At 39.3% G+C, this 25,308-nt stretch carries 20 protein-coding genes; 6 read left to right on the top strand and 14 right to left on the bottom strand.

The genetic code is table 11. The features are described from left to right. Positions 1-75: 75 nt before the first annotated feature. The 6 genes from FTV27_RS02840 to FTV27_RS02815 form a co-directional block, all read right to left on the bottom strand. Positions 76-291: a hypothetical protein gene (locus FTV27_RS02840; RefSeq protein WP_078193934.1), complete on the bottom strand. Its 216-nt coding sequence runs from the start codon at positions 289-291 to the stop codon at positions 76-78. Then, a complete protein-coding gene (locus tag FTV27_RS02835) occupies positions 284-2,401 on the bottom strand; it encodes an NERD domain-containing protein (protein WP_180077018.1) in 2,118 nt (705 codons plus the stop codon). Before FTV27_RS02835 ends, FTV27_RS02840 begins: the two co-directional genes overlap by 8 nt. 63 nt (positions 2,402-2,464) lie before the next feature. Further along, complete coding sequence (locus tag FTV27_RS02830) at positions 2,465-5,104, bottom strand: bifunctional aconitate hydratase 2/2-methylisocitrate dehydratase (protein WP_180077017.1); 2,640 nt, start codon at positions 5,102-5,104, stop codon at positions 2,465-2,467. 296 nt (positions 5,105-5,400) lie between these two features. Next, entirely contained in the window at positions 5,401-5,670 is a 270-nt protein-coding gene (locus tag FTV27_RS02825; RefSeq protein WP_180077016.1) for a hypothetical protein, read from the bottom strand. Positions 5,671-5,966: 296 nt separating this feature from the next. Next, positions 5,967-6,326, bottom strand: a complete 360-nt coding sequence (locus tag FTV27_RS02820) for a hypothetical protein (protein WP_078193938.1) — start codon at positions 6,324-6,326, stop codon at positions 5,967-5,969. A gap of 112 nt (positions 6,327-6,438) precedes the next feature. Next, a complete protein-coding gene (locus tag FTV27_RS02815) occupies positions 6,439-6,873 on the bottom strand; it encodes an I78 family peptidase inhibitor (protein ID WP_180004959.1) in 435 nt (144 codons plus the stop codon). A gap of 299 nt (positions 6,874-7,172) precedes the next feature. Between FTV27_RS02815 and FTV27_RS02810 the strand changes: the two genes are divergently transcribed. From FTV27_RS02810 to xseB, 4 genes are all read left to right on the top strand, one after another. Continuing rightward, positions 7,173-7,820 carry a LexA family transcriptional regulator gene (locus FTV27_RS02810; RefSeq protein WP_078193940.1) on the top strand — a complete coding sequence of 216 codons (648 nt, stop codon included), beginning with the start codon at positions 7,173-7,175 and terminating at the stop codon, positions 7,818-7,820. A gap of 15 nt (positions 7,821-7,835) precedes the next feature. Then, positions 7,836-9,131 carry a Y-family DNA polymerase gene (locus tag FTV27_RS02805; protein WP_180040392.1) on the top strand — a complete coding sequence of 432 codons (1,296 nt, stop codon included), beginning with the start codon at positions 7,836-7,838 and terminating at the stop codon, positions 9,129-9,131. A gap of 123 nt (positions 9,132-9,254) precedes the next feature. Beyond that, positions 9,255-10,535: an exodeoxyribonuclease VII large subunit gene (xseA, locus tag FTV27_RS02800; protein WP_180077015.1), complete on the top strand. Its 1,281-nt coding sequence runs from the start codon at positions 9,255-9,257 to the stop codon at positions 10,533-10,535. Then, positions 10,525-10,719 (top strand): exodeoxyribonuclease VII small subunit, encoded by a 195-nt coding sequence (xseB, locus tag FTV27_RS02795; protein WP_180077014.1) that lies wholly within the window; start codon positions 10,525-10,527, stop codon positions 10,717-10,719. The genes xseA and xseB overlap by 11 nt, the downstream gene beginning before the upstream one ends. 71 nt (positions 10,720-10,790) lie before the next feature. Here the strand turns inward: xseB and FTV27_RS02790 are convergent, their stop codons facing one another. Continuing rightward, the gene (locus FTV27_RS02790) at positions 10,791-15,311 is read right to left on the bottom strand and encodes a translocation/assembly module TamB domain-containing protein (protein ID WP_180077013.1); all 4,521 of its coding nucleotides are present in this window, start codon (positions 15,309-15,311) and stop codon (positions 10,791-10,793) included. Positions 15,312-15,332: 21 nt separating this feature from the next. After that, positions 15,333-18,074: an autotransporter assembly complex family protein gene (locus FTV27_RS02785; protein ID WP_180077012.1), complete on the bottom strand. Its 2,742-nt coding sequence runs from the start codon at positions 18,072-18,074 to the stop codon at positions 15,333-15,335. Between the two features lie 177 nt (positions 18,075-18,251). On the opposite strand from FTV27_RS02785, the gene FTV27_RS02780 reads away from it, so the two are divergent. Beyond that, a complete protein-coding gene (locus tag FTV27_RS02780; RefSeq protein ID WP_180077011.1) occupies positions 18,252-19,571 on the top strand; it encodes an MFS transporter in 1,320 nt (439 codons plus the stop codon). A 3-nt stretch (positions 19,572-19,574) separates the two neighbouring features. After that, positions 19,575-20,210, top strand: coding sequence for a 2-polyprenyl-3-methyl-6-methoxy-1,4-benzoquinone monooxygenase (coq7, locus tag FTV27_RS02775; protein WP_180023519.1), 636 nt, complete (start codon positions 19,575-19,577; stop codon positions 20,208-20,210). Between the two features lie 69 nt (positions 20,211-20,279). Here the strand turns inward: coq7 and FTV27_RS02770 are convergent, their stop codons facing one another. The 6 genes from FTV27_RS02770 to FTV27_RS02745 all read right to left on the bottom strand — a co-directional run bounded on the left by FTV27_RS02770 (position 20,280) and on the right by FTV27_RS02745 (position 24,741). After that, the gene (locus FTV27_RS02770) at positions 20,280-20,969 is read right to left on the bottom strand and encodes a hypothetical protein (protein WP_180077010.1); all 690 of its coding nucleotides are present in this window, start codon (positions 20,967-20,969) and stop codon (positions 20,280-20,282) included. A gap of 77 nt (positions 20,970-21,046) precedes the next feature. Then, positions 21,047-21,550 carry a DedA family protein gene (locus tag FTV27_RS02765; protein WP_373687139.1) on the bottom strand — a complete coding sequence of 168 codons (504 nt, stop codon included), beginning with the start codon at positions 21,548-21,550 and terminating at the stop codon, positions 21,047-21,049. A 235-nt stretch (positions 21,551-21,785) separates the two neighbouring features. Then, on the bottom strand, positions 21,786-22,235 hold the full coding sequence (locus FTV27_RS02760) for a 2-amino-4-hydroxy-6-hydroxymethyldihydropteridine diphosphokinase (RefSeq protein ID WP_078193947.1): 450 nt from the start codon (positions 22,233-22,235) through the stop codon (positions 21,786-21,788). Further along, a complete protein-coding gene (folB, locus tag FTV27_RS02755; protein ID WP_168377722.1) occupies positions 22,192-22,572 on the bottom strand; it encodes a dihydroneopterin aldolase in 381 nt (126 codons plus the stop codon). The genes FTV27_RS02760 and folB overlap by 44 nt, the downstream gene beginning before the upstream one ends. Before the next feature lie 83 nt (positions 22,573-22,655). Next, positions 22,656-23,954 carry an AarF/ABC1/UbiB kinase family protein gene (locus FTV27_RS02750; protein ID WP_078193949.1) on the bottom strand — a complete coding sequence of 433 codons (1,299 nt, stop codon included), beginning with the start codon at positions 23,952-23,954 and terminating at the stop codon, positions 22,656-22,658. A 58-nt stretch (positions 23,955-24,012) separates the two neighbouring features. Further along, positions 24,013-24,741, bottom strand: a complete 729-nt coding sequence (locus FTV27_RS02745) for a HesA/MoeB/ThiF family protein (protein ID WP_180077058.1) — start codon at positions 24,739-24,741, stop codon at positions 24,013-24,015. Between the last annotated feature and the right edge of the window lie 567 nt (positions 24,742-25,308).

Here is a 25,308-nt window from a genome sequence, read left to right as displayed (position 1 = left end):
TAAATAAAAATGCTCAGCGTATGTGATGTGCTAAGCATTGGTTATTTATGACTGAAAAACAGGAATTTTGAGACATTATTTGATATCGAATACCCAGTTATGCGCTTCTTTATCACTGGTGGTTTCACAGACATAGTAATCTTGATCCCACGCATCTTGGTTAAAGATTTCTTTTTTGTGGTAAGTCATCTGTTTGCCATTTTCGACGCAAACAAAGCTTTCACCTTGGTCTTTGACTTGGGTTCCGTTAAGGAAACCGCCAATGCAGAGGAAGCGAGATTGTTTAGGCATTCAATTTACTCATCATACGATTCATAAAATTATCATAATTACCTATTTGATGTTTCCAAAATTCATCTTTCTCAATATTTTTTATAAAATTAAGAGGGTCAATATTTTTCACATCACTTTCTTCATCGAATGAACTATTTACAATCGAATCCATAAAATCAACTTTTCCATTTAAAGATATAATTATTTCATCCATTGATATTTTTAAATGATTATCAAAATAGTGATGATCAAACTCTAAGGTTGTATCTATAATCCAAGAGTGAATTTTTACATCATCTAAATTTTCAAAAAATTGATTTAAAAAACCATTTTTCACAAATTCAACTTTTTTGGAAAGTTGATAAGCAGCCTTATTCAGAGTGAAATTTCGATATTCATAAATTTCTTGAATACTACTTTTAATATAAGTCGATTTAACTTCTACGACGATAACATGATTTTCACATATAGCAATAAGATCAATTTCACCAACTTCTCTATCTACAGGTTGATATTGGCAAAATACATTAAACCCAGCATTCTTAAACTTCTCAGCTAAATTTAATTCAATATTATCTGTTTCACTTTTAAGTTCTAAACGATTTTTATGCAGCTTACGCACATAATTAATCATCATCGTATTTACATTTTGAAATGCAGTTAGCCATGGAAATTGAAAAACGAAATTATCAATTTTGTAAAATGGCTTTTGTTGAAATGTTGAATGATAATCTTCACTATACAAATCACAAGTCCAAAAATTCAAAATTTGTTCCATTTTCTTTTTTTTGACAGTATTTGAACTGCCTTTTACCCATGATGACATTCTTTTAATCTTATCTTCTTGCCTTGCAAATGTGAAAGGCATTCTATTTTCACCTATTACAAAACCATGCATAGCTAGTTCTGTTAAAGCATGCAAATTACTTTCAGCATGAGGTAAAAAACCTATAAATTTTTCTATATGATCTTTTAAATAATGAGCTTGTGATAAAGTCATAGTAATCATGATTTCATATGCATCTAATTTTTGTTGATTAATACTGAAGTCTAAAATTCCATAAACTTGTTCTAATTGTTCTTTAACAGCAAAAGCCTTAGATAAAGCAACTGCATTAGCTTCTAAGTTATGACCAGTATTTATAATGCTATATATAACATCGGAATTTAACAGTTTTTTAGTACCAATACCCAACCAATAACTTATGAGTAATGAATTTTTCTCTGACCAATTATCTTTTTTATCTTTTGTATTAGTATAAATCAATTCTGAATTTTTCAGCTCGTAATTTACCTGCTTATCAAAACTAAACGACTCTAGTACATTTCTTTTATAATTAATAATCTCAATTTTGATAGCCACAAGCTTTTTATACAATTCATACTGCTCTTGAAGTAACGGAGTCATTCCTTCCCCGATTAAGAAAGGCATTAATTTATTTTTCAGTGCTAATCCTATTGATTGATCCGTCAGTTTTTTAGTATTTTTTTTAGAAAATTTAACTATTTCATCAAAAGCTTTCCAAACTGTTTCTGCTGAATTATTTTCATTTTCATCAAACTGATAAGGCAAATAATTAAAGTAATCCTGATTTGGAATCAAATATTCATATGCATATAAACTTCCAAAAGCCATAGCCGTAATTTGACCAATATTTAGCCTATTCTTAATATCTTCATAAATGTCTAATCGATGCTTATATTGTGATTGTAAATACTCTTCAGTCTGAAAAAATATAGACATTTTTTCTATATTAACTTCTTGTTTAATTTCATTTAGTACAGACCAGGAATGATGTTCCGTATTAAGGATTATGCCAGAATAACGCACAGCTAAAATAAAGCTTTGAACATCAAGTTTTAAATAATTTAGACAAATACTTTTATCAACCAAATTAAAGCGAATATATTGGCTTAGTGCGAGAATATAATTTTCGCTTTGTGCATCATCAACTGTCAAAAATTTAATAAAACTTGATTGCCAAAACATATCAAATTTATTTTTAAATGTACCAAGCTTGGGTTGTGAACTTTTATATAAGAGGTTTTGGACAATTTTTTCTTTTGCTACTTCAAAACCAAACTTTGCTACAAGAAATTCAAATTTATTTTCGTAATAATTTTGCATAAAAAATAAGGGCTGATTACTCAGCCCTCATTTTTAACTCAATTTAATTTATTTTTCAATAAATTAGCTTAATTGAGCAGCAGCAATTTTCTTAGTATCAACGTCTTTAGCAGCGTCAGTATAGTCGCCCATTTTGTCGAAGCTTAAGTATTGGTAGATGTCGGCAGACATGCTATCAATTTGAGCTGCGTATTCTTGGTACTCAGCTGGAGTTGGTAATTTACCAAGTACAGCAGCAACAGAAGCAAGCTCAGCAGAAGCTAAGTAAACGTTTGCGCCTTGACCTAAACGGTTCGGGAAGTTACGAGTAGAAGTCGATACACAAGTAGTGTTCGGAGCTACACGTGCTTGGTTACCCATACATAATGAACAACCTGGCATTTCTGTACGAGCGCCAGCTTTACCATAGATGTTATAGAAACCTTCTTCCATCAATTGACGTTCGTCCATACGAGTTGGAGGAGCCAACCATAGACGAGTAGATAAAGAACCACCAGGAACTTTGTCTAGAAGTTTACCAGCCGCACGGAAGTGACCAATGTTAGTCATACATGAACCAACAAATACTTCGTCAATTTTTGTACCAGCAACGTCAGAAAGCAATTTAGCGTCATCTGGGTCGTTCGGGCAGCAAAGAACTGGTTCAGTAATTGTAGAAAGGTCAATTTCATACACTTTAGTGTATTCAGCATCTGGATCTGCTTTGATTAGGCTTGGGTTAGCCAACCATTTTTCCATGTTCTCAACACGACGAGCCATAGTACGCGCATCGCCATAACCTTCAGAAATCATCCACTTAAGCATAGTGATGTTTGAACGAAGGTATTCAGCAACTTTCTCTTCAGAAAGTGTGATAGAACAACCAGCAGCTGAACGTTCAGCAGAAGCATCAGAAAGTTCGAACGCTTGCTCAACAGTTAAGTCAGTTTCCATTTCTGTTAAGTCGATTTCTAGAATACGACCAGAGAAGATGTTTTTCTTACCTTTCTTCTCTACAGTTAAGTCACCTTCTTGGATCGCTACGTAAGGAATTGCATGTACTAGGTCACGTAGAGTGATACCAGGTTGCATTTTACCTTTGAACTTAACAAGAACAGATTCAGGCATATCTAGTGGCATAACACCAGTCGCTGCAGCGAACGCTACAAGACCAGAACCCGCTGGGAACGAAATACCGATTGGGAAACGAGTATGCGAGTCACCACCAGTACCTACTGTATCTGGAAGAAGCATACGGTTTAACCAAGAGTGAATAATACCGTCACCTGGACGTAGAGAAACACCACCACGGTTCATGATGAAATCAGGAAGCGTGTGTTGCATTTGAACGTCAACTGGTTTTGGATAAGCAGCTGTATGACAGAATGACTGCATAACGAGGTCAGCAGAGAAGCCTAGGCAAGCAAGATCTTTAAGTTCGTCACGAGTCATTGGACCTGTTGTATCTTGAGAACCAACAGTAGTCATCTTAGGTTCACAGTAAGTACCTGGAAGTACACCTTGACCTTCAGGAAGACCACAAGCGCGACCAACCATTTTTTGAGCTTGAGTGAAGCCTTTACCAGTAGCTGCAGGTTGAACTGGAGTACGGAATAAAGTTGAAGGTGCAAGACCAAGAGCTTCACGAGCTTTAGTTGTTAAACCACGACCAACGATAAGGTTGATACGGCCACCAGCACGTACTTCATCTAAAAGAACTGGAGTTTTAAGTTCAGATTCAGCGATTTGAGCGCCGTCTTTGAACGCAGTTACTTTAGCAGCAGCGTGGTCGATTTTAAGCGTGATTTCGTCGCCCATGTTCATATTTTGAACATCGATTTCTACTGGCAATGCACCAGCATCTTCCATAGTGTTGAAGAAAATCGGAGCGATTTTAGAACCTAAGCAATAACCACCGTCTTTTTTGTTCGGAATGTGAGCAATTTCGTCACCAAAGAACCAAAGTACAGAGTTAGTTGCTGACTTACGAGAAGAACCAGTACCAACAACGTCACCTACGTAAGCAACTTGGTTGCCTTTCGCGATAAGCTCTTTGATTTGGCTAAGTGGACCAACTTCGCCAGGAACTTCTGGATTGATACCGTCACGTACGTTTTTAAGCATTGCGTTAGCATGTAACGGAATGTCTGGACGGCTCCACGCGTCTTGTGCAGGTGACAAGTCGTCTGTGTTCGTTTCGCCAGTTACTTTGAAAACTGTAAGTTTGATTTCTTCAGGAACGTCTTTACGGCTAGTGAACCATTCAGCATCTGCCCAAGATTGCATAACTGCTTGTGCATTCGCATTGCCCGCTTTTGCTTTATCAGCAACGTCGTGGAAGGCATCAAATACAAGAAGAGTTTTCTTAAGTGCGTCAGCAGCTAATTCACCAAGCTCTGCATCATCAAGAAGTGCAACTAAAGGAGCAACGTTATAACCACCAAGCATAGTACCTAGTAGGTAAACCGCACGTTCTTTAGTTACTAGTGGAGAAGTCGCTTCACCTTTTGCCAAAGCAGCTAAGAAAGCAGCTTTAACGTATGCAGCTTGGTCAACACCCGCTGGAACACGGTTTTCTAGTAAATCAACTAAAAATGCTTCTTCGCCAGCTGGTGGGTTTTTTAATAATTCAACTAATGCAGCTGTTTGAGCATCGTCAAGTGGCTTCGGTGGGACTCCGAGTGCGGCACGTTCTTCAACGTGTTGGCGGTAAGCTTCTAGCACGGTGTTATTCCTCTTTTTTAAAAAATTATTTACGCATTCCTGCTTTAAATAAAGCTACGCAAATAATATGGACTGCTAAATTTTACTAAAATTCCAGTTAAAAGTTAATGCACTACAAGTGTTTCTTCGTGATGCCCGTTATTTTATAAATAAATGATCCTCATATTGTTTATACATTAAGCAAAATCAATACTTAGAACACGCTTTTCTTGCGTATATTAACTTTTGACTAAAATTAACCATCAAAAAAAGGCAACTAAATGTTGCCTGTTTTTATCAGTATTGGATATTCCACCTTAGTGTACAGTGGTTGCAGTGATATATTGCTGAAGTTCTGCTCGATCGCCTGTAAATCTGAGGTACCATTCGTCCTGACATGTGGTTTGATGTTGATTACTTGCAAAGCTGATATCGACCAAATAGCGTTGAGAAAATTCATCTACTTTTTGGCGTAATGTGACTTTATCTCCAATGCTGAGCACGTAGTTCCCATCACCGATAATTGCTACGCCTTGTTCATCTTCTAGGAGTAGATCTGAGTGATGCATATAACCTATAACGTCCATATTCTGCTCCTCTACTGTTTTTTATTCTCCATTTCATTATTCATTAAAAAGATTTGCTTTTCTATATTTATGATTTAGCAAGTTGTCACAATTTGTATTTCGCTCTGCTTAGGCTATTTAAAAATCTTTAAGCATCTCATATTCAAAGTAACCCGAAGATAAATATGCATTCGCAAAATAAGCATGAACTCAATCATATGGCTAAACAACGGATAGTTGCCCCGTTGTAACTACTCACTGATGAATACAGCCTTTAGGTTTTGCTTTACGCGCTTTCTCGCATAAAAAACCGTTCCTTAGAACGGTTTATAATCTGGCATTTCAGTATGCGGTGTTGCGATACATTTTTCAGTAAACTCAGCACGAATTTTTTCACGTGCTTTTTCAACATCAGTATTAATCTCAGCTTGCGGCAAGGCATAAACTTCATCAATGATGTTCAGGATAAATCCTTTGGTGGTTTCATCCTCAATTTTGTTGGCATGCTCAACTGCTTTGTCTTTTTCAATTGCATTTTGACGATCTAACATAATCGTACGTGCAGCATTACCTACACTGCGGCAGTAACCCTGCCACTGCTCTTCAGGGGTTAATGGTTTTTTTTCAGCACAGCCGACCAAAGCCACCATAACGGATAAAGCAAATAACTTTTTCATGAACTTCTCCTTACGAGGGGCAATATAAAAGATCGTAATGGATTTGTCATTTAAATTAGTCGTAGCCGAACAAACAAAAAAAGCCCTTTCGGGCCTTTTTTATGTGTTTAAATTAACCACAAGTTGCTTGAATAATCTTTTTATTGATTGGATTTACAGTGACGGTGACGCGCTCTACACGATAATCCATTGTTACTGGCTGCCCAGGTTTTACTAAACGGACAATTTGAGCTTGGCTAATCGCCTTGATCTGATCTTCAGTCAATTTTGCTTGGCCAATCAGCGTCTTAGCCTTATCAGCTACACATTCAGTTTGGCTACTACGGAATAATGCCCACTCTTCAACCACTTGTCCGTTTGGCAGATGGCAATACCCGACCTGAGCATTTGCTTCATCACGAATTTCAAGTTTACCTTTTTGTTCTACACAATACTGGCTGGCTGGATTTGCCATACCAATTTTTTCTGGTGTCGTTTCAGTTTGCTGTGTTGTGCTACAACCCGCCATAAATGCTGTCAGTGCAGCTAAAATCCATATATTTTTCATCAAGTCTATTTCTGAATATAAAAATTTAACTTATCAAGTTTGTGCCAAATAAACGAGTTGTTTATTGAAATTTTTAGCTGTCATTCCACTTTCTGTAATTAGGCAGCAATGTGCCCTATGTTCAAAATACAGAACGTCATTTTCTTTGAACTGATGATGATTTTTGCAATATTTAAAACGACTAAACTTGTCGCAGCTTTGATTTTAAAGGTTTTATAAATTTGAAAAATGACCTGCTCAACGCGTATGCTAAAAAAAGTACTTTTCTTCAAACACGCCACGTTGCGTAGGAGCAAAATATGTCAAAAAAACTGCCGATTTATTTTTCGGACGAAGCTTGGTCGTCTTTGCAACAGCTCATGGGCGCAGATGGCAAACCCAGTCCCACCATCAATGCCCTGCTTGAAAGGCAATCTCAAGAACTATCTATGGATCCATTTTTGGATTCTTCGCTCAATGTTCAGCCTGTTCAGAAAAATACCCGTATTGAACTTCCCGTTGCCTTGGAACGTATTCCTGCTGGCCCAGCTTTCGCCAATAAAGATGTTTTTGAAAAAGTCTTAGACCTAAATGATTATTTGGTAATTAACCCGCTCGCTACATTTATTGCGCATGTCGATAGCGAGTCTTTACTCAATGCCGGTTTTGAAATTAATGATACTTTTTTAGTCGATCGTAGCTTAGAAGCCAAACATGGCGATATCGTGGTTGCACTGATTGATAATCGTGAAATCACCTTAAAGCGATTGATGATCACCGCAAAAATGTCAAAAGAAGAAATTGCCGACATTTTTGGTGACCCCAATAAAGTCTTACCCAAAATTTGGCTAAAAGCAGAAAATCCAGCCTATGCGCATATTATCCCTTCAGATAGCGAATCTATCGTTGTTCAGGGTGTTGTGACCTTTAATTTAAAGCAATTTTATAAGCGCTCATCACACACCTAAACACAAGAATTCACCATGAAAGCTGCAAATAAAATATTTGCGTTAGTTGACCTTAACAACTGCTACGTCAGTTGTGAGCGTGTCTTTAACCCAAAGCTCAATAATGTCCCTGTCGTCGTGCTGTCCAATAACGATGGCTGTGTTGTATCTCGAAGTCAGGAAGCCAAAGATCTCGGGATTAAAATGGCTGTGCCGGTCTATCAAATTCAGGATTTAATCCAACAGCATCATGTTCAGGTGTTGTCGAGTAACTATGCTCTCTACACCGAAATGTCTAATCGATTTATGAATATTTTAGGCCTGTATGTCGGCCCCGAAGACCGTGAAGTTTACTCGATCGATGAGTGTTTTTTAGATTTCACTGCCTATCAAGAACTGTTTGATTTGAGCCTATATGCTAAAGAAATACGAGATACGATCCTAAAATGGCTAGGTTTAACCTGCTGTGTCGGGATTGGTCGCTCTAAAACGGAAGCCAAAATGGCCAACCATTTTGCCAAAAAAAATGCGTATTTAAACGGTGTGTGCAATTTAGTTGAAATGGACCCTTGTTCCTCAGAACAACTCCTTGCGCAGACACCAGTCAATGAAGTTTGGGGCGTCGGTCGCAATCATACAAAAGCCCTGAATCAGCTTGGCATTCATTATGTTTTAGATCTAATCAATGCACAGCCTAAAGATATTCGAAAAAAATTTAGTGTGGTGATGGAAAAAACCGTCTTGGAACTGCAAGGTCTATCTTGTCTGTCTATTGAAGAAGAAGCGCCGAGCAAACAGCAAATTATCAGTAGTCGTTCCTATGGTCAGCCTGTCTACGAACTGGAAGATATTAAGGCCTCTATTCGTGTATATATCGCGCGAGCCGTCACACGTTTAAGAGCAGATCATTCTCTATGTCGTATGGTGGGAGTTTTTATTCAAACGAGTCGCTTTAATTCTGCTGAAAAATACGCACCTTATCTGGCCATTACACTGAATGAGCATACCGATGACTTAATTAGCATCACCCAAGCAGCAACGCGTGCCGTCGAAAAAATCTTTAAAGCGGGATTTAAATATAAAAAAGCCGGTGTGGTGTTATTAGAAATTATTCCAAAACAAAACTTTACCCCAGATTTGTTTTGCGATATGGCGTTAAGACAAAGCCGTTTGAAACTGTCCGACACCATCGACGATATTCAAAAAAAATTTGGGCATCATTTTGTCTCGATCGGCTTAGCGCAGGACGATGCTGCAACATGGCGGATGAAAAAAAATCTGTGTTCCCCCGCTTACCTGAGTAATTGGAACGAACTGCTTCGTGTAAAATGAAATACTATGTTGTAGCGCCTCTTAGTCCTTCTATTGTTTTAACCGAAATGATCATTTGCAATTGCTGAATATTTATTTAGTATTTAAATGAATATTCATTTTTATATTCTCCTATTTTAAATTATGTCTGATGTTCAATTAACGCTGAGCGAATACCTATCTGCGGTCAAAGAAGTCATTCAGTTGGCTTTTGATGATGCCGTGTGGGTCAAAGCCGAGATTCGAAATTTAAACATCAAAGGTGGACATTACTATCTAGAATTAGCTGAAAAAGAACAAGAAAGCGATAAAGTCATTGCCAGTTGTAAGGCCACAATTTGGAAATTTACCGCAAATAAAGTTGTCGGAAAATTTGAACGTGAAAGCGGCATTGAGCTCAGTCGCGACTTAAATGTCTTGGTTAAAGTGCGTGCCAAATTTGACCCGCAGTACGGCTTTTCAGTCAATATCGAAGAAATTGACTCGAGTTTTACTTTGGGTGATCTGGCTCGACGCTATCAACAAATTTTAGAAAAACTCACCAGCGAAGGTCTGATTCATAAAAATCGAAACTTGCCTGCGCCATTTGATATTCAGCATGTTTTGGTTATTGCGCCTGAAAATGCGGCTGGCTTAGGTGACTTTAAAAAAGATGCAGATGCACTACAACATGCTGGTGTGTGTGAATTTGTCTATCATGCTGCAACCTTTCAAGGAAATACCGCAGCACAAAGTATCCGAGATGCTTTAGCACTGGGTTTAAGACAATGGGCCAATGACTTTCAAACTGCGCCAGATTTGATCGTGATTATTCGTGGTGGCGGTGCCGTTAATGATCTTGCCTATCTGAATGATTATGATTTGGCTGCCCTTCTATCTAAGCGTAGCGTACCGATTTGGGTCGGTATCGGCCATGAAAAAGACCGCACGATCTTAGATGAAATTGCACATCGCTCTTTCGACACCCCGAGTAAAGTGATTGGGGGGATTCGTAATCATATTGTTGAGCGAACACAGGAGGTTTTAGAGGCATTACAAAGCATTCAACTGCGCTCTCAACATCAAATTGCCCTGTATCAAAGTCAAAATGATCAGTTACTACAGCTCATAAAGACCTTGGCTCAAAGTCAAATCAATGACTCAACTCGGCTCTTACAGCAATACAAAGATAACACTGCTTATTTTGCTCAGTTACACCTTAAAACAGCTGCACAGAATATTGAAATACTCATGCGTGAGACTTTGTTGCAAAACCCTGCACATGTGCTCTCCAAAGGTTATGCCATCGTCCGGCAGCAAGGTCACGCCATTCGCGCAACGAAAAATCTTCAGCCTTCAACGCATTCACCGATTGAAATTGAAATGCAAGACGGCGTCATTACGGCTGACATTCAACATATACAGGTAAAAAATCATGACGACTGATACTCAAAGTTTTAAAGAAGGCTATGAAGTTTTAAAACGTAATGCTGAATTACTCGAATCTCAGCAAGAACCCGATATTGATAATCTTATGAAAATCGTTGAAGAGTCGATGCAAGCCTATAAAGCCTGTAAGTCTCGTGTTGAAGCGGTACAACAGGCACTGAATGATACGTTTAAAGATTGATTTCTCAGCTCATCATTTGTATAAAAAACGCAGCCTAAGCTGCGTTTTTTATACTCAAATTTTGACTTCTCTTAGAAGCGCCAGTTATAGAACAAGTCGATTGCACGCTCTAAAGACTGACTCGCTTCCAAGTACAAACGTTGATTCATTTGATAACGTAAGGTCAGTTTATTCACAGGTGTAAATACTCCGACGCCATAACGAATGAATAAGTCAGGTGTGATATAACCCGTCACAGAAACCTGAGTATCATCCCCTGTTCCTTGAGCATCCAATGCCAAACCACTCAAACCAAATGTACGACCAATTTGATTGGTCAATGCACGTGTACCACCCAAGCCCATACTAATACCCGCTGCAGCAATTGTATTGTTCACATCAGAACGGAAACCTTCCGCCTGACTTAAACCTGAACTTCCTTCATTGATACGACCTGTAATTAAGGCATTTAAGGCTTCTTGTTCAGACAGACCTGCATCGTTATACACCTGAATTGCAGGACTTGATGCCGTACCCGTCACACGAACCCCAACAGTACTACCTTGCACGGCTTTATTGGCATCGATATCTAAAGTTGGGTTTGCCAATGGTCCATTGAAACGAGCAATCGCACGGTTCAAGTCCAGACTTTGACCATAAGCTTCAATTTTCACACGTTGAGAAACACCGATTGCACCATTGGCACGCATTGCTGTTTCTAAACCACGTTGTGTCAAATTCAAACGACCAATCAACGGAATTCGGCTATCAAAACCTTGGAAAATCACTTGATTACCAATATTCACCTGTACGTCAGCGCGAATATCCCAAGGACGTGCCGATTTTAAGATCTCAAGTTGGTTATCACCTTCATGTACCACACGTACATCTGAAGATACCCCAACCACTGTTGCAGAAGATTCCGGCATCGAAATCAATGCGCGCGGCACATCAATTTTACCTTTTAAGGTTAATTTCTTACTGAAAGGCAGCACATCTAAAGATAAATCAGGCGTTACAACAGCGGTGATCAATGGCGCTTGACGGACCAACATTTCATTACCCGTTAAATTCAACTGGATACGTGGATCATTTTTCCAGTCAATATTTCCGGTTAATTTGCCTACACCACGCCCACTGTTAAATGCACCATCAATCGTCGCGTGGTTTTGACGTACAGCAGAATACAACTGAATATTGGTCAAGTTCACAGGTAATGAAATCATGCTAATCGAGCCATTTTTCACTCGAATCTCACCATCCATTAAAGGCTGAGACAATGTTCCACTAATTTTTGCCGCATAAGACAACGTGCCGCCCATTGAACGGACATCTTGTATAAATGGTTTTAAGATTTTCAATTGAACTTGGTTAAAGGCCACTTCACCGCGGATCGGTTTGTTGGCTTTATACGGATCAATAATAATATTGGCATAACCTGTACCAATATCAGGAGCTTTGGTATCGAGTCGAATTTGTAGCCCTTCAGCGACACTTTTCGCAATCAAACCTACTTCATCATATTTTAAAGTAGATGCTAAATACTGTGGATCTTCAGCTGCTAAACCGAGTAAACCGTCACGAGTCACTAATCGTGCATCAATTTTAGGTTTTGCACCTTTCGCCCAAGACGCTTTCGCATAACCGTTCACTTTACCGGTAATCGCCAGGCCTTCAGGCATAAAGGCAGCAAAGTCATTTAGGTCTAGGTTTTTTGTCACAAAAGATACATTGCCGCGGTTTTTATTCACACGAATCGGCTGATCAAAACATAATTCACTTTGCTGACTCATCCAACAATGCGCGCCAACAAATAAGTCAGACTGTGCAGTGTTGTAAATAATTGATGCATTTTGACGCTGTACGAGACGTGTACGCAAGGAGTCAAAATCGCCTTTTTGAATCTGACCGAGCCAATTATTTTGTGCGTTGAAACCACCAGCTAACTGCACATAAAATTTTGATAATTTATTTTCAGCACTGACTTTTAATAAATGCGCATTACGTGTACCGGCCAGTGAAATTTGACCTTTCAGAATCTCACGGTTGTTACTGCGTAAATTATCCATCGTTGCCGTTAATAAACTTGGTGAAGTCGCAGAAGTTGGCAACTCGCCTTGCACCCGTATTTTTTTCACACTGAATAAATTATTAAAAGCAAAATCATCTATTGCGATATTGGCAGATGCTTGCAGTCGTGGCTGTGCTTGAACATTTAAGTAGCCATAAGCACGTCCACGTAGGCCTGCATAAATTTCATATAACGCTGGTGCATTAATTTTCAATTGTAAATTTTGTGCATTACCAGTGGCTTGAATTTGGTTATTGGCATAAGCCAACAGCAAATTATTCGCTTCAAACTGTTTTGGCATAAAGCCGGATTGATTTGAATTAATCACCATCGCCAAGTTACCTTGACCACGGACAGGTTTGTTATTGATCATACCTGCCAAATTCAGACGTTCAATTTGAATTCGTTTTAGCGCATCTGACCACACACCATTGGTTTTTAAATTTCCAGATAATTCACCCCGTACATTTGAGGCAAAATAATGCGGCTTAAAATGCACCAGTGATGCATTAATATCCCAACCAATGGCTTTTTGTAGTAAAACTTGTCCATTGGCAGAAATTTTACCTGCCACGCCATCATGACGCAGCTCGGCTATTTTAATTAATTCAGGTGTGCCAGATACTTTGAAAATCAAACTGCCTTTACTTGCGGCAACTTGGCTTGCATTGAGGCCACCATCATAATTCACAGCAAAAGCTTTAAAGCCTCCACCTTGTTTCTCATCATGGAAAGTCAGCGCAGCAGTAGATTGACCTGTTAAATGAACTGTTTCATTTTGCTGTGCTAGTCGGCCTAACAAATCAATATTATTAAGCTGAATAATCTGTTGATTTGGTTTTGCATAACCATTGGCTTTTAATGACCCTGTAATTTGATCGACAGGCGCAGCAGCCACGATGGTTTGTGGATTGAACTGCTGTGCTTGTACATTGGCTTGCCATTTCAGCATACGTTTTTCATCAGGCAATTCTACAACCGCGTTACCTTTGAGCTGACCTTTGTCGGCCACATAACTAAAGGCAGGGACATTGAGATTGTTATTTTTCAGATTGAGTTTGGCTTGATATTGTCCAGCAGGCAGAGCACCTTTTTCATGTCGTGACACGGTGGTCGCCACATTAATGTTTTGCTGACCTTCTGTAAGCGCCAATTGCACATTGCCCGAATCACTACTCAACCATCCAACATATGGCACTGCACGGTCTATATTTTTCCAAGACACATCCATCAGCATCGGCTGAGCTTTATTATTTTTAGCAGGCGCTTGATCGAGTTTTAAATTCCAAGTTTCATATTGATCAAAATCCACCAACGCCGTCAGGTGCATGCCTTTTTCAAGGGTTCCTTTAGAAGCAATCTTACTATTTAAACTCACAGGTAGAAAATCTTGAACCACCTGCGGAATCAACTTATGTTTTGGATTAATTTTATCTAAACGACCGCTTACATCCCAAGTGACCTGATCTTTCCAACTCACCACGCCGCCCAAGTTGACAGCGCCGCCCATTACTTGTCCATTTAGGTTAGTAATATCAAGTTGGTTGACCAAGTCCGTACTCATGAGCGCAGTATATTTACCTTCAGGGATATTGGCACCGCTCAGGTCCGTGTCTAAATCTAAATTAAGACGCTGAATATCCCCTTTGAATTTTGCCAGACCATTTTTAGCAAAAAGCTTTTGCTCAGTCAGTAAAGGTAAATGATAGTTTTTAAATTTGAGTGCACCAAACATTGGAACATGTGGACGCATTGGATGAACCACAGCCCAACCAGTTAAAAGATCTGGGGTATGAGTTGCCACACCAGCTTGAATCGTATCAAGAGATCCTTTAGCCACCACTTGAATATCATGAATGTTCAAGCTTTCACGTAGTGAAGGTAAATTGACAATCCCCACAGCATTTAGCGGATACTTGCCTTCAAATTTCATATTCCCAGACGCTTGGCGCACAGATAAATAGCCCATATCCATACGGGTATCTTCAAATTTTAATTCCGTCCCTGACCAAAGCGCTTCATTCAATTCAATGTCATAAAAATCCACACCTGAACTATGGGTTTTAATCAGCATATGATCTAGATCTGCATGATCGACACGAAGTACGAACGGCAGACGGATTTCACTAAATGCAAAAGGTTTATCGCTAGGTGGGGTCTTGGTAATAATTTGCAGATTTTTAACATCTGCTTTATTTAAATGAATTTCTTTATTAATAATGGCGCGCCAACCGAGTGTAATATCGGCACGGTCAATTTTTACATCGACAGGTTTTAGCGTAACGAGGACATTTCGTAAAATAATGCCCCGCCACAGGTTACCACCTTCATATTCATAGTGAATGATTTGCTGACGTTCCAGAACACGGTCAAGTAAAAACTTACTGCCTTTGTCTGTAGAGAACATGACTGCTAATGCAGCCACCAAAAAGATAAGCACGAACACGAAGGTCAAAATGACACTTCGAAGAATACGACGCTTCTTCGGCAGTTGCTCTACCGGCGTTTCGTTTTCTGGTTCTTGCTGTTCTTGTTCAGTCATAAAAAACACATCACCTAAAAATTATAATTGTGAACCAATAAAGAAATGTAAACGAATTGGTTTGCTGTCGTCAGAAAGTCCGGTAGCGACATCTAAACGAATTGGGCCAATTGGAGAAGCCCAACGTATCCCCACACCTGCGCTATATGCAGTCGGTGTATTGAAGTCTTTATCGTACGCATTACCAAAGTCACTAAAGACCGCAGCACGCCAGCCTTCTTTAAATTGGTAGTTATATTCTAATGAACCCGTTGCCAAGACTTGACCACCAATTTTATAGCCATTTTCTTCGGCAGCTAAACTCTTATAGTCAAAGCCACGAATGGTTTGGTCACCACCGGTAAAGTAGCGTAAGTTATAAGGAACTTTATCAAAGTTCTCTGTCAGAATATAACCTAAATCACTGCGCCCCACGAACTGGTGATTATCATTTTCACCCAATGAATAAATAAAGCGCCAGCCCGCATTCAAGATCGCCATATCAGCATCTGAAAGTAAGCTTTCACTTCCGACTTCAACTTTATAGGTTTGCTTGATCCCTTTACTCGGATTCACACGTTTATCAGAGTCAGTTCGAGAAATTTCATAACCAAACATCAAGGACTGCTGTTCATTATTGGTATTCACCAAGAACGCATCCGGAATGTCATCACTAGGATTAAGTCCGTCATCAGTAACACGGTCTAAACGGTAACGTAAACCAAAAGTATGCTGCCAATTACCACGTGGGTTTTTAATAATCCGGTCAACCCCAGCTACAGCAGATTCAATCGAAAGATTAACACCCTGACCGACATCGTCACGTTCTTCACGCTCATAACCACCAACCAAACTGACATAGTCATTTAATGGATGGTTATATGGAATGTTATAGCGACCATCAATCGATTGACGGATTTTGGATACTTCCATGTTGGCGTCAAAAGAATGACCACGTTTGTTTACAATGGCACGGCGATACTGCCCACGAACACGTGTACCGGTGTCGGTACCAAAACCAGCACCAATTTCTGCACTATTCAACTTATCTGCATTTAGTGTCACGATCACAGGGACTTTTTTATCTTCACGTGCTTGCGCTTTTAAACGTTCTTGTTCTGCTTGTTTAGCATCTTGCGTATCTTGCAAACTGCGTAATTTAGAGGATTGCTCTGCATCATTCACCCCCGCAAATTGGTCTTCATCAACCACTTTTTGCGTGACTTCTTTATTCGACATCACTTCAGTTTTATCTTTCACCACTTGTGAACTTTCAGACAACTGATTTTGATCAACCAAGGTCTGAATATCTGGTGGCAGTTCAAGCGGCTTTTCAATCGGGTCTGGTCGAATCGCATCAACCAAGGTGTAGTTAAAATAGCGCGAGTTCGTCAGGTTATTGGCCAAACCATTCACACGCCAGAAAGTATAGTCAGCACCGTCTTTCCACGTCACCAAGCTTTCTAAAATATCGCGATCCAATGGAAACTCTGCATTCGGATCACTCATTCTAAATTCGACTTCGCCCAGCTTATAACGCTCGCCCGTTTCAAAGCGCAAATTGATATCGGCTGTATTTTGTGGTTGAGCCACTCTTACATCGTGCAAACGCCAGTACGAGTCGAAATAACCGTTATTAGTTGCTGCATCATTAATTCGGCCTTTCGTCGTTTCGTATTCACCATGATTAAGAATGTCACCTTCTTCCTGATCTGGTAAAACACCAATCACCTGAAACTGAGCTTGATTAGCTCCAGCCCCTGAAAATTCAATATTTTGCTTTTGAATTTGCACAGGCGTATTTGGTGTAACCAATACACGAACTTTACTATCAGACACTTTTTCAAATTTGAATTCAGACTGATAGAAGCCCACAGCTTGTGCAGCCTGATTGGACAAGCTGCGTAATTGAGGCAAAGCCGATGGAAAATCGCTAAAAGACTCTTGAGTAAAACTTGAAAGCTTGCCTTTAATATTGGCTTTGAGATCTTCCAGCGCCGCACCATAAGCCTTACTCGAAGTCTGACTGGTATTATGTGCTGAGGTAATTTCAACATCCGCACTAATTCGTGGCACTTTTGCCGTATTCATCTGACGTGGCGGACGTACTTTATATAATAAGCGCTTAAAAATACCCGGCTCTGCATCATCTTCCACGGTTGGATTATTCAGCTCTTGCAGAGTATTGGCATTTTCATTTCGTGTCGCGGTAATTTCATTATCCGAACGAATTTCACCCATGAGCTGATCAATATTGACTGGCGCTTGGTTAATTTCCGTTAACTCTTTTTGGGTAATATCTGCAACAGCAACTTCTGTTTGCTGTGTTGCACGGTACTCCTGCGCTTGACGTTTGGCTTCTTCAGCAACTTGGAAGATTTCATTCGCCATGTTTTGATCAACAGGTGTCACGGGTAAGTTTTCTAAATCTTCAAACTCAATGGGTTTAAATTCTTGTAGTTGAGTTCCTGCTTGCTGCTGTTCTTGCAGCATTTTCATGCTATCAACAGATTCTTCTGGTTCATTTATATTTTCAATTTTTTCAATTGCTTCAGGCGTCGATAGCCCTTGCTTTACAGCCTCATCCTTGATTTCAGCAACAATCTCTGCTTTTGTATCGGTAGATGTTGGAACCGTTTCTGCGGGAGTTTGGGCGAAACTATGCTGAGCACACAAGGTCAAAAAGATGCTCATATATAGACTTTTATTGCTATGATGCTGTCGTATGCAGTGAGCCATACTGTGATGAAGCATTGTTTTTTTAAACTTGATTTTTGCAGGCATAGCAAACTCTAACAAATTTCATTATGTAATGGACTTAGTCAACCAGATGTAGAGCTAAAGATCTTATATCTATTGGTTTTTCGCCATCTCCAAACTCAAAAACATATTACATGATTTTTTTAGAGATTTTACCAATCACTCACATTTCTTAATAAAACTTAATGTAGCAAGACGCTTATGAATAACAACGAACATCTGCTAGGTACACGCCGTTTCCTGCCTATGTTTTTGACCCAATTTTTTGGGGCGCTCAATGACAATGTCTATAAACAGGCTTTATTGTTGGTCATTACCTATGGATTAATCCAACAACAGGCATTACCCATCAGCACGCTAAACAATCTGGCTGCATTATTGTTTATTTTACCCTACTTTATTTTTTCAGCGACAGCGGGACAGATCGCAGATAAGTTTGAACGTTCACAACTTGTCCGTGGCATCAAAATTTTAGAAATTATCATCATGATCATCGGCAGTATTGGCTTTCTGACCGGTCATTTATGGTTATTGTTGCTGGCTTTATTTTTGATGGGGACCCATTCGACATTTTTTGGTCCAATCAAATATGCAATTTTGCCTGAAATTTTAAAGCCCAATGAGCTGATGTCAGGCAATGCGCTCTTCCAATCGGCAACATCCATGGCAATTTTATTCGGGATGATTTTGGGCGGTGCAGTGATTGCTTCATCTCAAGGCAATTTAATGTGGATCAGCCTGACGGTAATGACCATCGCCATTTTAGGTTATATCACCAGTCGTTTTATTCTTAAGCAAAATGTCACAACACCTGATTTAAAAATCGATTGGAACTTTTTCCGAACTAGTTACCAAACGATGAAATATGCCAAAAGTTTGCCACTAATTTTTACTATTTTATTGGGGAACTCGTGGTATTGGTTTTATGGTGCAACCTACCTTACCCAAATTCCACAAATGACTCAGCAAAATCTACATGCCTCTGAAAATGTCGTTAGCTTGCTATTGACCTTTTTCTCTGTCGGTGTGGGCGTAGGTTCATTGCTTTGTCGTAAATTGGGCGGCACTCAAGTCAATATTAAGATGGTTCCCATCGGTGCTGTCGGTTTAACGGTATTTGCACTGTATTTAGCGTTTAGTTTGACCCTCGTCCCGACTCAAACTGGCCCACTTATTACCCTTTCAGAAGTATTTCACCAAGGGTGGAGCTATTACCATGTCATGATTGCCGTGACTTTATTGGGTATTAGTGGTGGTTTTTACATCGTTCCACTCTATGCAATGATGCAAGCTTACTCTCCACGCTCACATCGTGCGCGAGTCGTTGCCGCAAACAACATTTTAAATGCAGTATTTATGGTATCTTCTGCTATATTTTCAATTATCATTCTGAGTATTTTAAAGATTGATATTAAAATACTTTTTTGTATAACCGCATTGCTGAGTGCAATCTTTTGTATTTGGCTGCTATTACGCATCAAACCTTTGCTTCAAACTACGCAAGTCTCTCTGGAGGATTAATCCATGCGTCAATTTACAGGTGTCGACAAACTTATTCACTCATTTGATCAAGCCTTACGTAGTTTAGTACCTGGGGCGACTGCCGCACATCGAGAAAACCCTGCTAACATTGAAGAAACACAATTAGCAGTGAGTGAAGCGCGTCATGTTGCAGGTTTAATGCGGGTCAATCATAGTGGTGAAGTATGTGCCCAAGCGCTCTATCATGGGCAAGCACTGACAGCAAAACTACCGAATGTACGCCGTGAAATGGAACAAGCAGCGATTGAAGAACAAGACCATTTAGCATGGTGTGAAGATCGCTTAAAAGAATTAGACAGCCATACCAGTCTGCTCAACCCTGTTTGGTACGGCCTTTCTTTTGGGATGGGTGCATTGGCAGGTATTGCCGGTGATAAATACAGCTTAGGTTTTGTCGCTGAAACTGAGCGTCAGGTGAGTCTGCATTTAGAAGACCACATCCGCCAACTTCCTGAACAAGACGAACGTTCACGTAAAATCTTAGTGCAAATGAATGAAGATGAGCTTCATCACCGTGATACAGCACTCAATGCAGGTGGTGTAGACCTTCCTGTTCCAGTTCGTATTGCCATGACTGGTATTTCAAAGCTGATGACCAAAACCAGTTATTACATTTAATGCTTTTCTAATGATTGTCGCTAAGTTTTATAAATAGTGAACAAAAAGCCTGCAATGATGCAGGCTTTTTCATAAGTAATGTTTTGACTCTAATACAATAATTCCTTCGCCATCAAAACAGTTTATAGGCTGCCATCGACTTGGTGTAAACCAATCAAAATTCAAACTATAAAGTTGCTCAGTGGACGGATAACCTGATCCACCTAATTCAAGCAGCCATCCTGCCGGACAAATTTCCTTTTGGTTATTAATCACAACAGTATGATCATGTGCCAATTCCAGCAATAAATGACGATCCAGCTCAAATGCAATAACATCAAATCCAGCTATTTGAATAAGCTCTGGAAAACGAGCCGAAGTCAGACCTTGACGAATATCAGTCATCTCTTCAAGAGAATAGTTGGTTTCAAATGATCGGTTGATCCATGTCCCCTGAGGCAATATCACCTCACCATAAACTAAAGGTTGTTTAAGCTGAATAATAATTTGTGCCATATACTCTTGATAAGCACGATCTGATTGATGATTTGAAAAAGCAATCTCTGCATAACTCAAGAGAACAAAAATTGGAAAAATGAGTAAAGTCGATAGCCCCCATTTTACAGTTTTATCTAGTTTAGGATGATACTTGCTTAATTTTTGTTGTTTTTTCTGCCATGCATTCCAATACAACCAAGCAGGAATCACGAATATGACCAGCAACACCGAAAAACACATAATGATAAAGGCAATCGCGCCCGCACCATAACCTAAACCCATATTGCTCTCACTGAATATCCTTTTAAATCTTTTGATTATGTTTTGACGATTTTATCAGATCAGCCACGTTCACTTTATCAATGTTGATGATGCTTACGCCACCACTTCAACACCGTATAGAGCACACGTAAAAATACGATACATAATACAACGGCAATAACGATGTAAATATCTTGATGATAAGACAACATTTTCGCCCAAAACAGATGTAAATAATGACTCATTTGAAAGCCAATCGTAGCGACCAACATCGCCCAAATAAAACAGGCGACCAGATTAATCAGCACATATTTCCAAACAGGATAAGCACGCACACCTACAACAATAGGTAAAATGGTTCTAAAGCCCCAAGCAAAGCGCATAAATAAAATGGTCAAAATAGGATAACGTTCAATAAACTGGCTCGCATGATCGAATTTTTGTGCAAATTCTGCATTCGACTGGATAAGTTTTTGCCCATAGCGAGCGCCCATTTGATAATAAAACTGATCACCAATAAAACTGCCTAGCATCGCCACTGCAATCAACATTGGAAAATGAAGTATGTGTTGATGGACGGCATAGGCGCCAATCAGCAGCACTGTTTCCCCCTCAAACAATGTGCCAATAAAATCGCAATATAGCCATAGTGCTGAATCAGATCCGTCCAGTTCATATCAGTATTTTGAAGCTAAAAAGATAATGTAATCCTGCGACAGCCTATACGCTAGCTCATACCATGACAGGATTGAATATTTTTGTTATTGTTTATCTAGCGTATTTAAGGTCAGTTTGAAATATCACTCATGTTCATTGAAAACATTTCGTTTCATTCGCTCAATCCACTAAAACTTTTTGGCAACTCACCATAGGAAATTGATGTGCTGGATGTTCAAACATTTCATTTTTCCAAATGTCGAACATTGGTATTTTAACATCGAGTGCTAAAGGCAGTTTTTTCGGATTAAATTGCATGTGCGCTAAGCTTTCGCCCCACGCGATCAGATCCAGATCCAAAGCGATATTATGAGACGGACGAACACGACCTGAGTCTGCTTCCATTTTTTTCAGTAAGGTGCTGATTTCATCTACAGATAAACTGCTTTTCACCAAACAAGCTGCATTCCAATAATCCGCCCCAATGCCATCACGACAAGGAATCACATAAATTTTGGAAAATTCAACATGACCCAAAGCCTGAATTTGACGTAAAGCCTGTTGAAAATGCGGTTTGGGATTGAAATTACTCGCCAGAGCTAGGGCGAAAATCGTTTCGGTGGCGTTCAAGACGAATTCCTACAGAATTGGCTTGCGCGATAATGGCAGGCTTCCGGATGCTAATCATAATAGATTCAATGCTGTCATAGGTAGCAAAAAGTGCATCAATCACCAGTTTTGCTGCATGTTCGATCAATTTAGGTTGAGCAGTTTGAATGACTTTGGCTGATATTTCGCAAATTTCAGCATAATTCAAGGTATCTTCAAGCTCATCTGACTGAGCCGCCTGCGCTAAACTGGTTTGAATATTGAGGTCGAGCATCAAAGGCTGAATAATCTGACGCTCCCAATTGAAACAGCCGATGACAGTCTCAACTTTCAAACCTTCAATGATAATTGCGTCCATTCTTACACTCAAAATAAAATCTTAAACATCGATAAAATCCTCCTGTTTAAGCAAGAGGATTTTATTTATATCTTGCGGCTAAATTATTGCTTCAACAATAAATTAGGGTCCATAGTCTGCACCATCTGAATACGCTGGTCTGCATAAATATCAGTATATGGCGCAAGGATGCGCATAAAGCGATCGAAGTACAACATTTGTTTGAATAATAAAGCGAAGTCACGTGGGAAGCGAATACCATGACGCTCTCCGACTTGTACCATATCCATCATGATGTCATTCAAATCGGCAGGATTTGAGGTTAATAACTCTTGCGGATCGGCCAAAAGCACACCGCTAAATAAGCGCTCTAAGTCGGCAGCTAAGACTTGTGTGTCAATTTTGACAGCCGTCATACCCATTTTCAGCATATTTTCAGCCATCAAGTTGTAGTCAGTTTTTTGTAGGGCATCCATAAACGCAATACATGCTGTCCACACTTCAGGTTTCAACTGGCCCACGATACCAAAATCGATGAAGCCAACTCGACCATCTTCAAGCAGCATCAGGTTGCCTGCATGTAAGTCTGCATGGAAACTATTACATAACATCAAGCTGCCAAACCATGTATTCATCGCTGTCACCAAAACTTGCGATGGATCTTTAGCGACTTTCTTGACCACATCAAAATCAGTCAATGGTACGCCGTATAAACGCTCCATGGTTAAGACGCGACGTGTTGAATATTGGTGATAAACCTTTGGTGCTGTTGCGGCTTTGTTTTGAGTTACGTTCAGATAATTCACAAAGTCGTCAAGATTTTGAGCTTCTTCAATAAAGTCCACCTCACGTACCATGCGAACTTTAATTTCCTCAACGATATCTGCAAGTGAAGCAAATTTGACTTTAGGTACAGCTTTTTCAACCAGTTTGGTTGCCCAATGTAAAACGTTTAAATCTGTATAGAGAATCGTCTCGACACCCGGTTTTTGCACTTTAATAACGACATTTTCACCACTGACCAATTTAGCAGCGTGTACCTGTGCTATCGATGCAGAAGCTAAGGGCTTTTCATCAATTGAAGCAAATATTTCATCTAAATTACGACCAGCAAATTCTGAAGCCAATACCTGCTGCACATAACTAAACGGCAATGAAGGTGTCTGATCTAAACAGCCTTGGAACTCTTCGACATATTCACGTGGAAATAAAGAAGGTGTACTTGCAATAAATTGACCTAATTTAATATAGGTTGAACCCAGTGATTCAAAAGTTTCACGCATGAGTTTTGCGTTACTTGGTTTTTCTGTCGCGTATTTAAAACCGGCTTTAGCCGCGACCACTGCTGTTTCACCCATTCGGGCAACCGAGCGAATTCCATCTAACCAGATATTGTTTTTCATAATGTCTTAGAAAAAAATAATTAACGTGAGTGTAGCAAAAAAATAAGGGCTTGCTGCTTTATCTTGCCTGACAGATTGGACAATCGGGATCTTTTTCAAAAGCGAGAATTTTTTGTTTCATTGACAGACCATCCCACAACAAAAGTTTTTGTTTCAATACTGTCTTTCCTAAACCCAAATAAAGCAAAGCATGATGAGCTTGCAAACTTGCCATAACATTTGGTGTGGTTGCAAGCACACCCGAGTCTGCACAGCGCAAACTTTCATTGGCTTGTTGTTCTTTTGGAAATAGACATTCATAACATGCCGCGTTTCCTTCGACCATAAACAGTTGCCCTTGGAAACCAATCGCTGAAGCACTAATCAGCGCCACATTATTTTCTACGCAGCTCACATTGACCAAATAACGCGTGCTGAAATTATCACAACCGTCGAGAACCAAATCTTGCTGTGAAATCAATGCCTTTGCGTTGCTTTCATCTAATTTTGTGGTATAGCTTTGCACTCGGATATGAGGGTTAATCGCTTGTAAGCGTTTAGCCAAAATTTCCGATTTATAAAAACCTACGTCATTTTTGGTATACGCGATTTGTCGTTGCAAATTACTGATTTCAATTCGATCTGCATCGATTAAAGTAATTTGTCCGACGCCTGCACGTGCCAATAATTCGGCTGTGGTACACCCAATTCCACCACACCCTACGATGAGTACATTGGCAAGTTTTAGCTTCTCTTGTGCATCGATGTCCCATCCATCAAGCAATATTTGACGGCTGTATAAATGCATTTCATCATCACTTAATTCAAATTCAGATGTTGATTCATTCGATTTAAACGTAGACAAAGTATTTCCTTATTAAAATTCGTCAAGCATAAAAAATGGGCGAGTTTATATCGCACGCAAAAGATTAAAACACCGATATCCATCAAATGTTGTTCGAGTACAAACCCGAAACAGTGTAAAAACACCCTGCTATTTGAGCAAGACAATATACAGCTTAAAGTTAAAATAAATGCTCTGTAGACATGGCATTTTTCTCAGTTAGCGTATCTTCAATTACACTATTTAAAATACAGTATCTCAGACACCTTAGTATGTAGAAACATCATAGAGGTATAGCGTATACATGTTTTAAAAATAATAAATAAAAAATATAGTTATATTTTTAAACATATTTAGTTGCACTAGAGCTGCTTATATTAGGTTAATTTTAATGATTCTTTTCTACCTTAGCCTCAGAAAATAAAACTTAATCCAAGACATTTTAAGCGTTTATGTATGCAAAGAGATTTAATCCGTAGGTATATGTATGAATTCAGTGAGAATTAAATTGCTGACACAATATGTTCGATA

The organism is Acinetobacter sp. YH12251 (assembly GCF_013417465.1).
GTDB classification, from domain to species: domain Bacteria; phylum Pseudomonadota; class Gammaproteobacteria; order Pseudomonadales; family Moraxellaceae; genus Acinetobacter; species Acinetobacter amyesii.
Note: the sequence above shows the minus strand (reverse complement) of the source record. Positions and strands in the feature narration are given on the sequence as shown.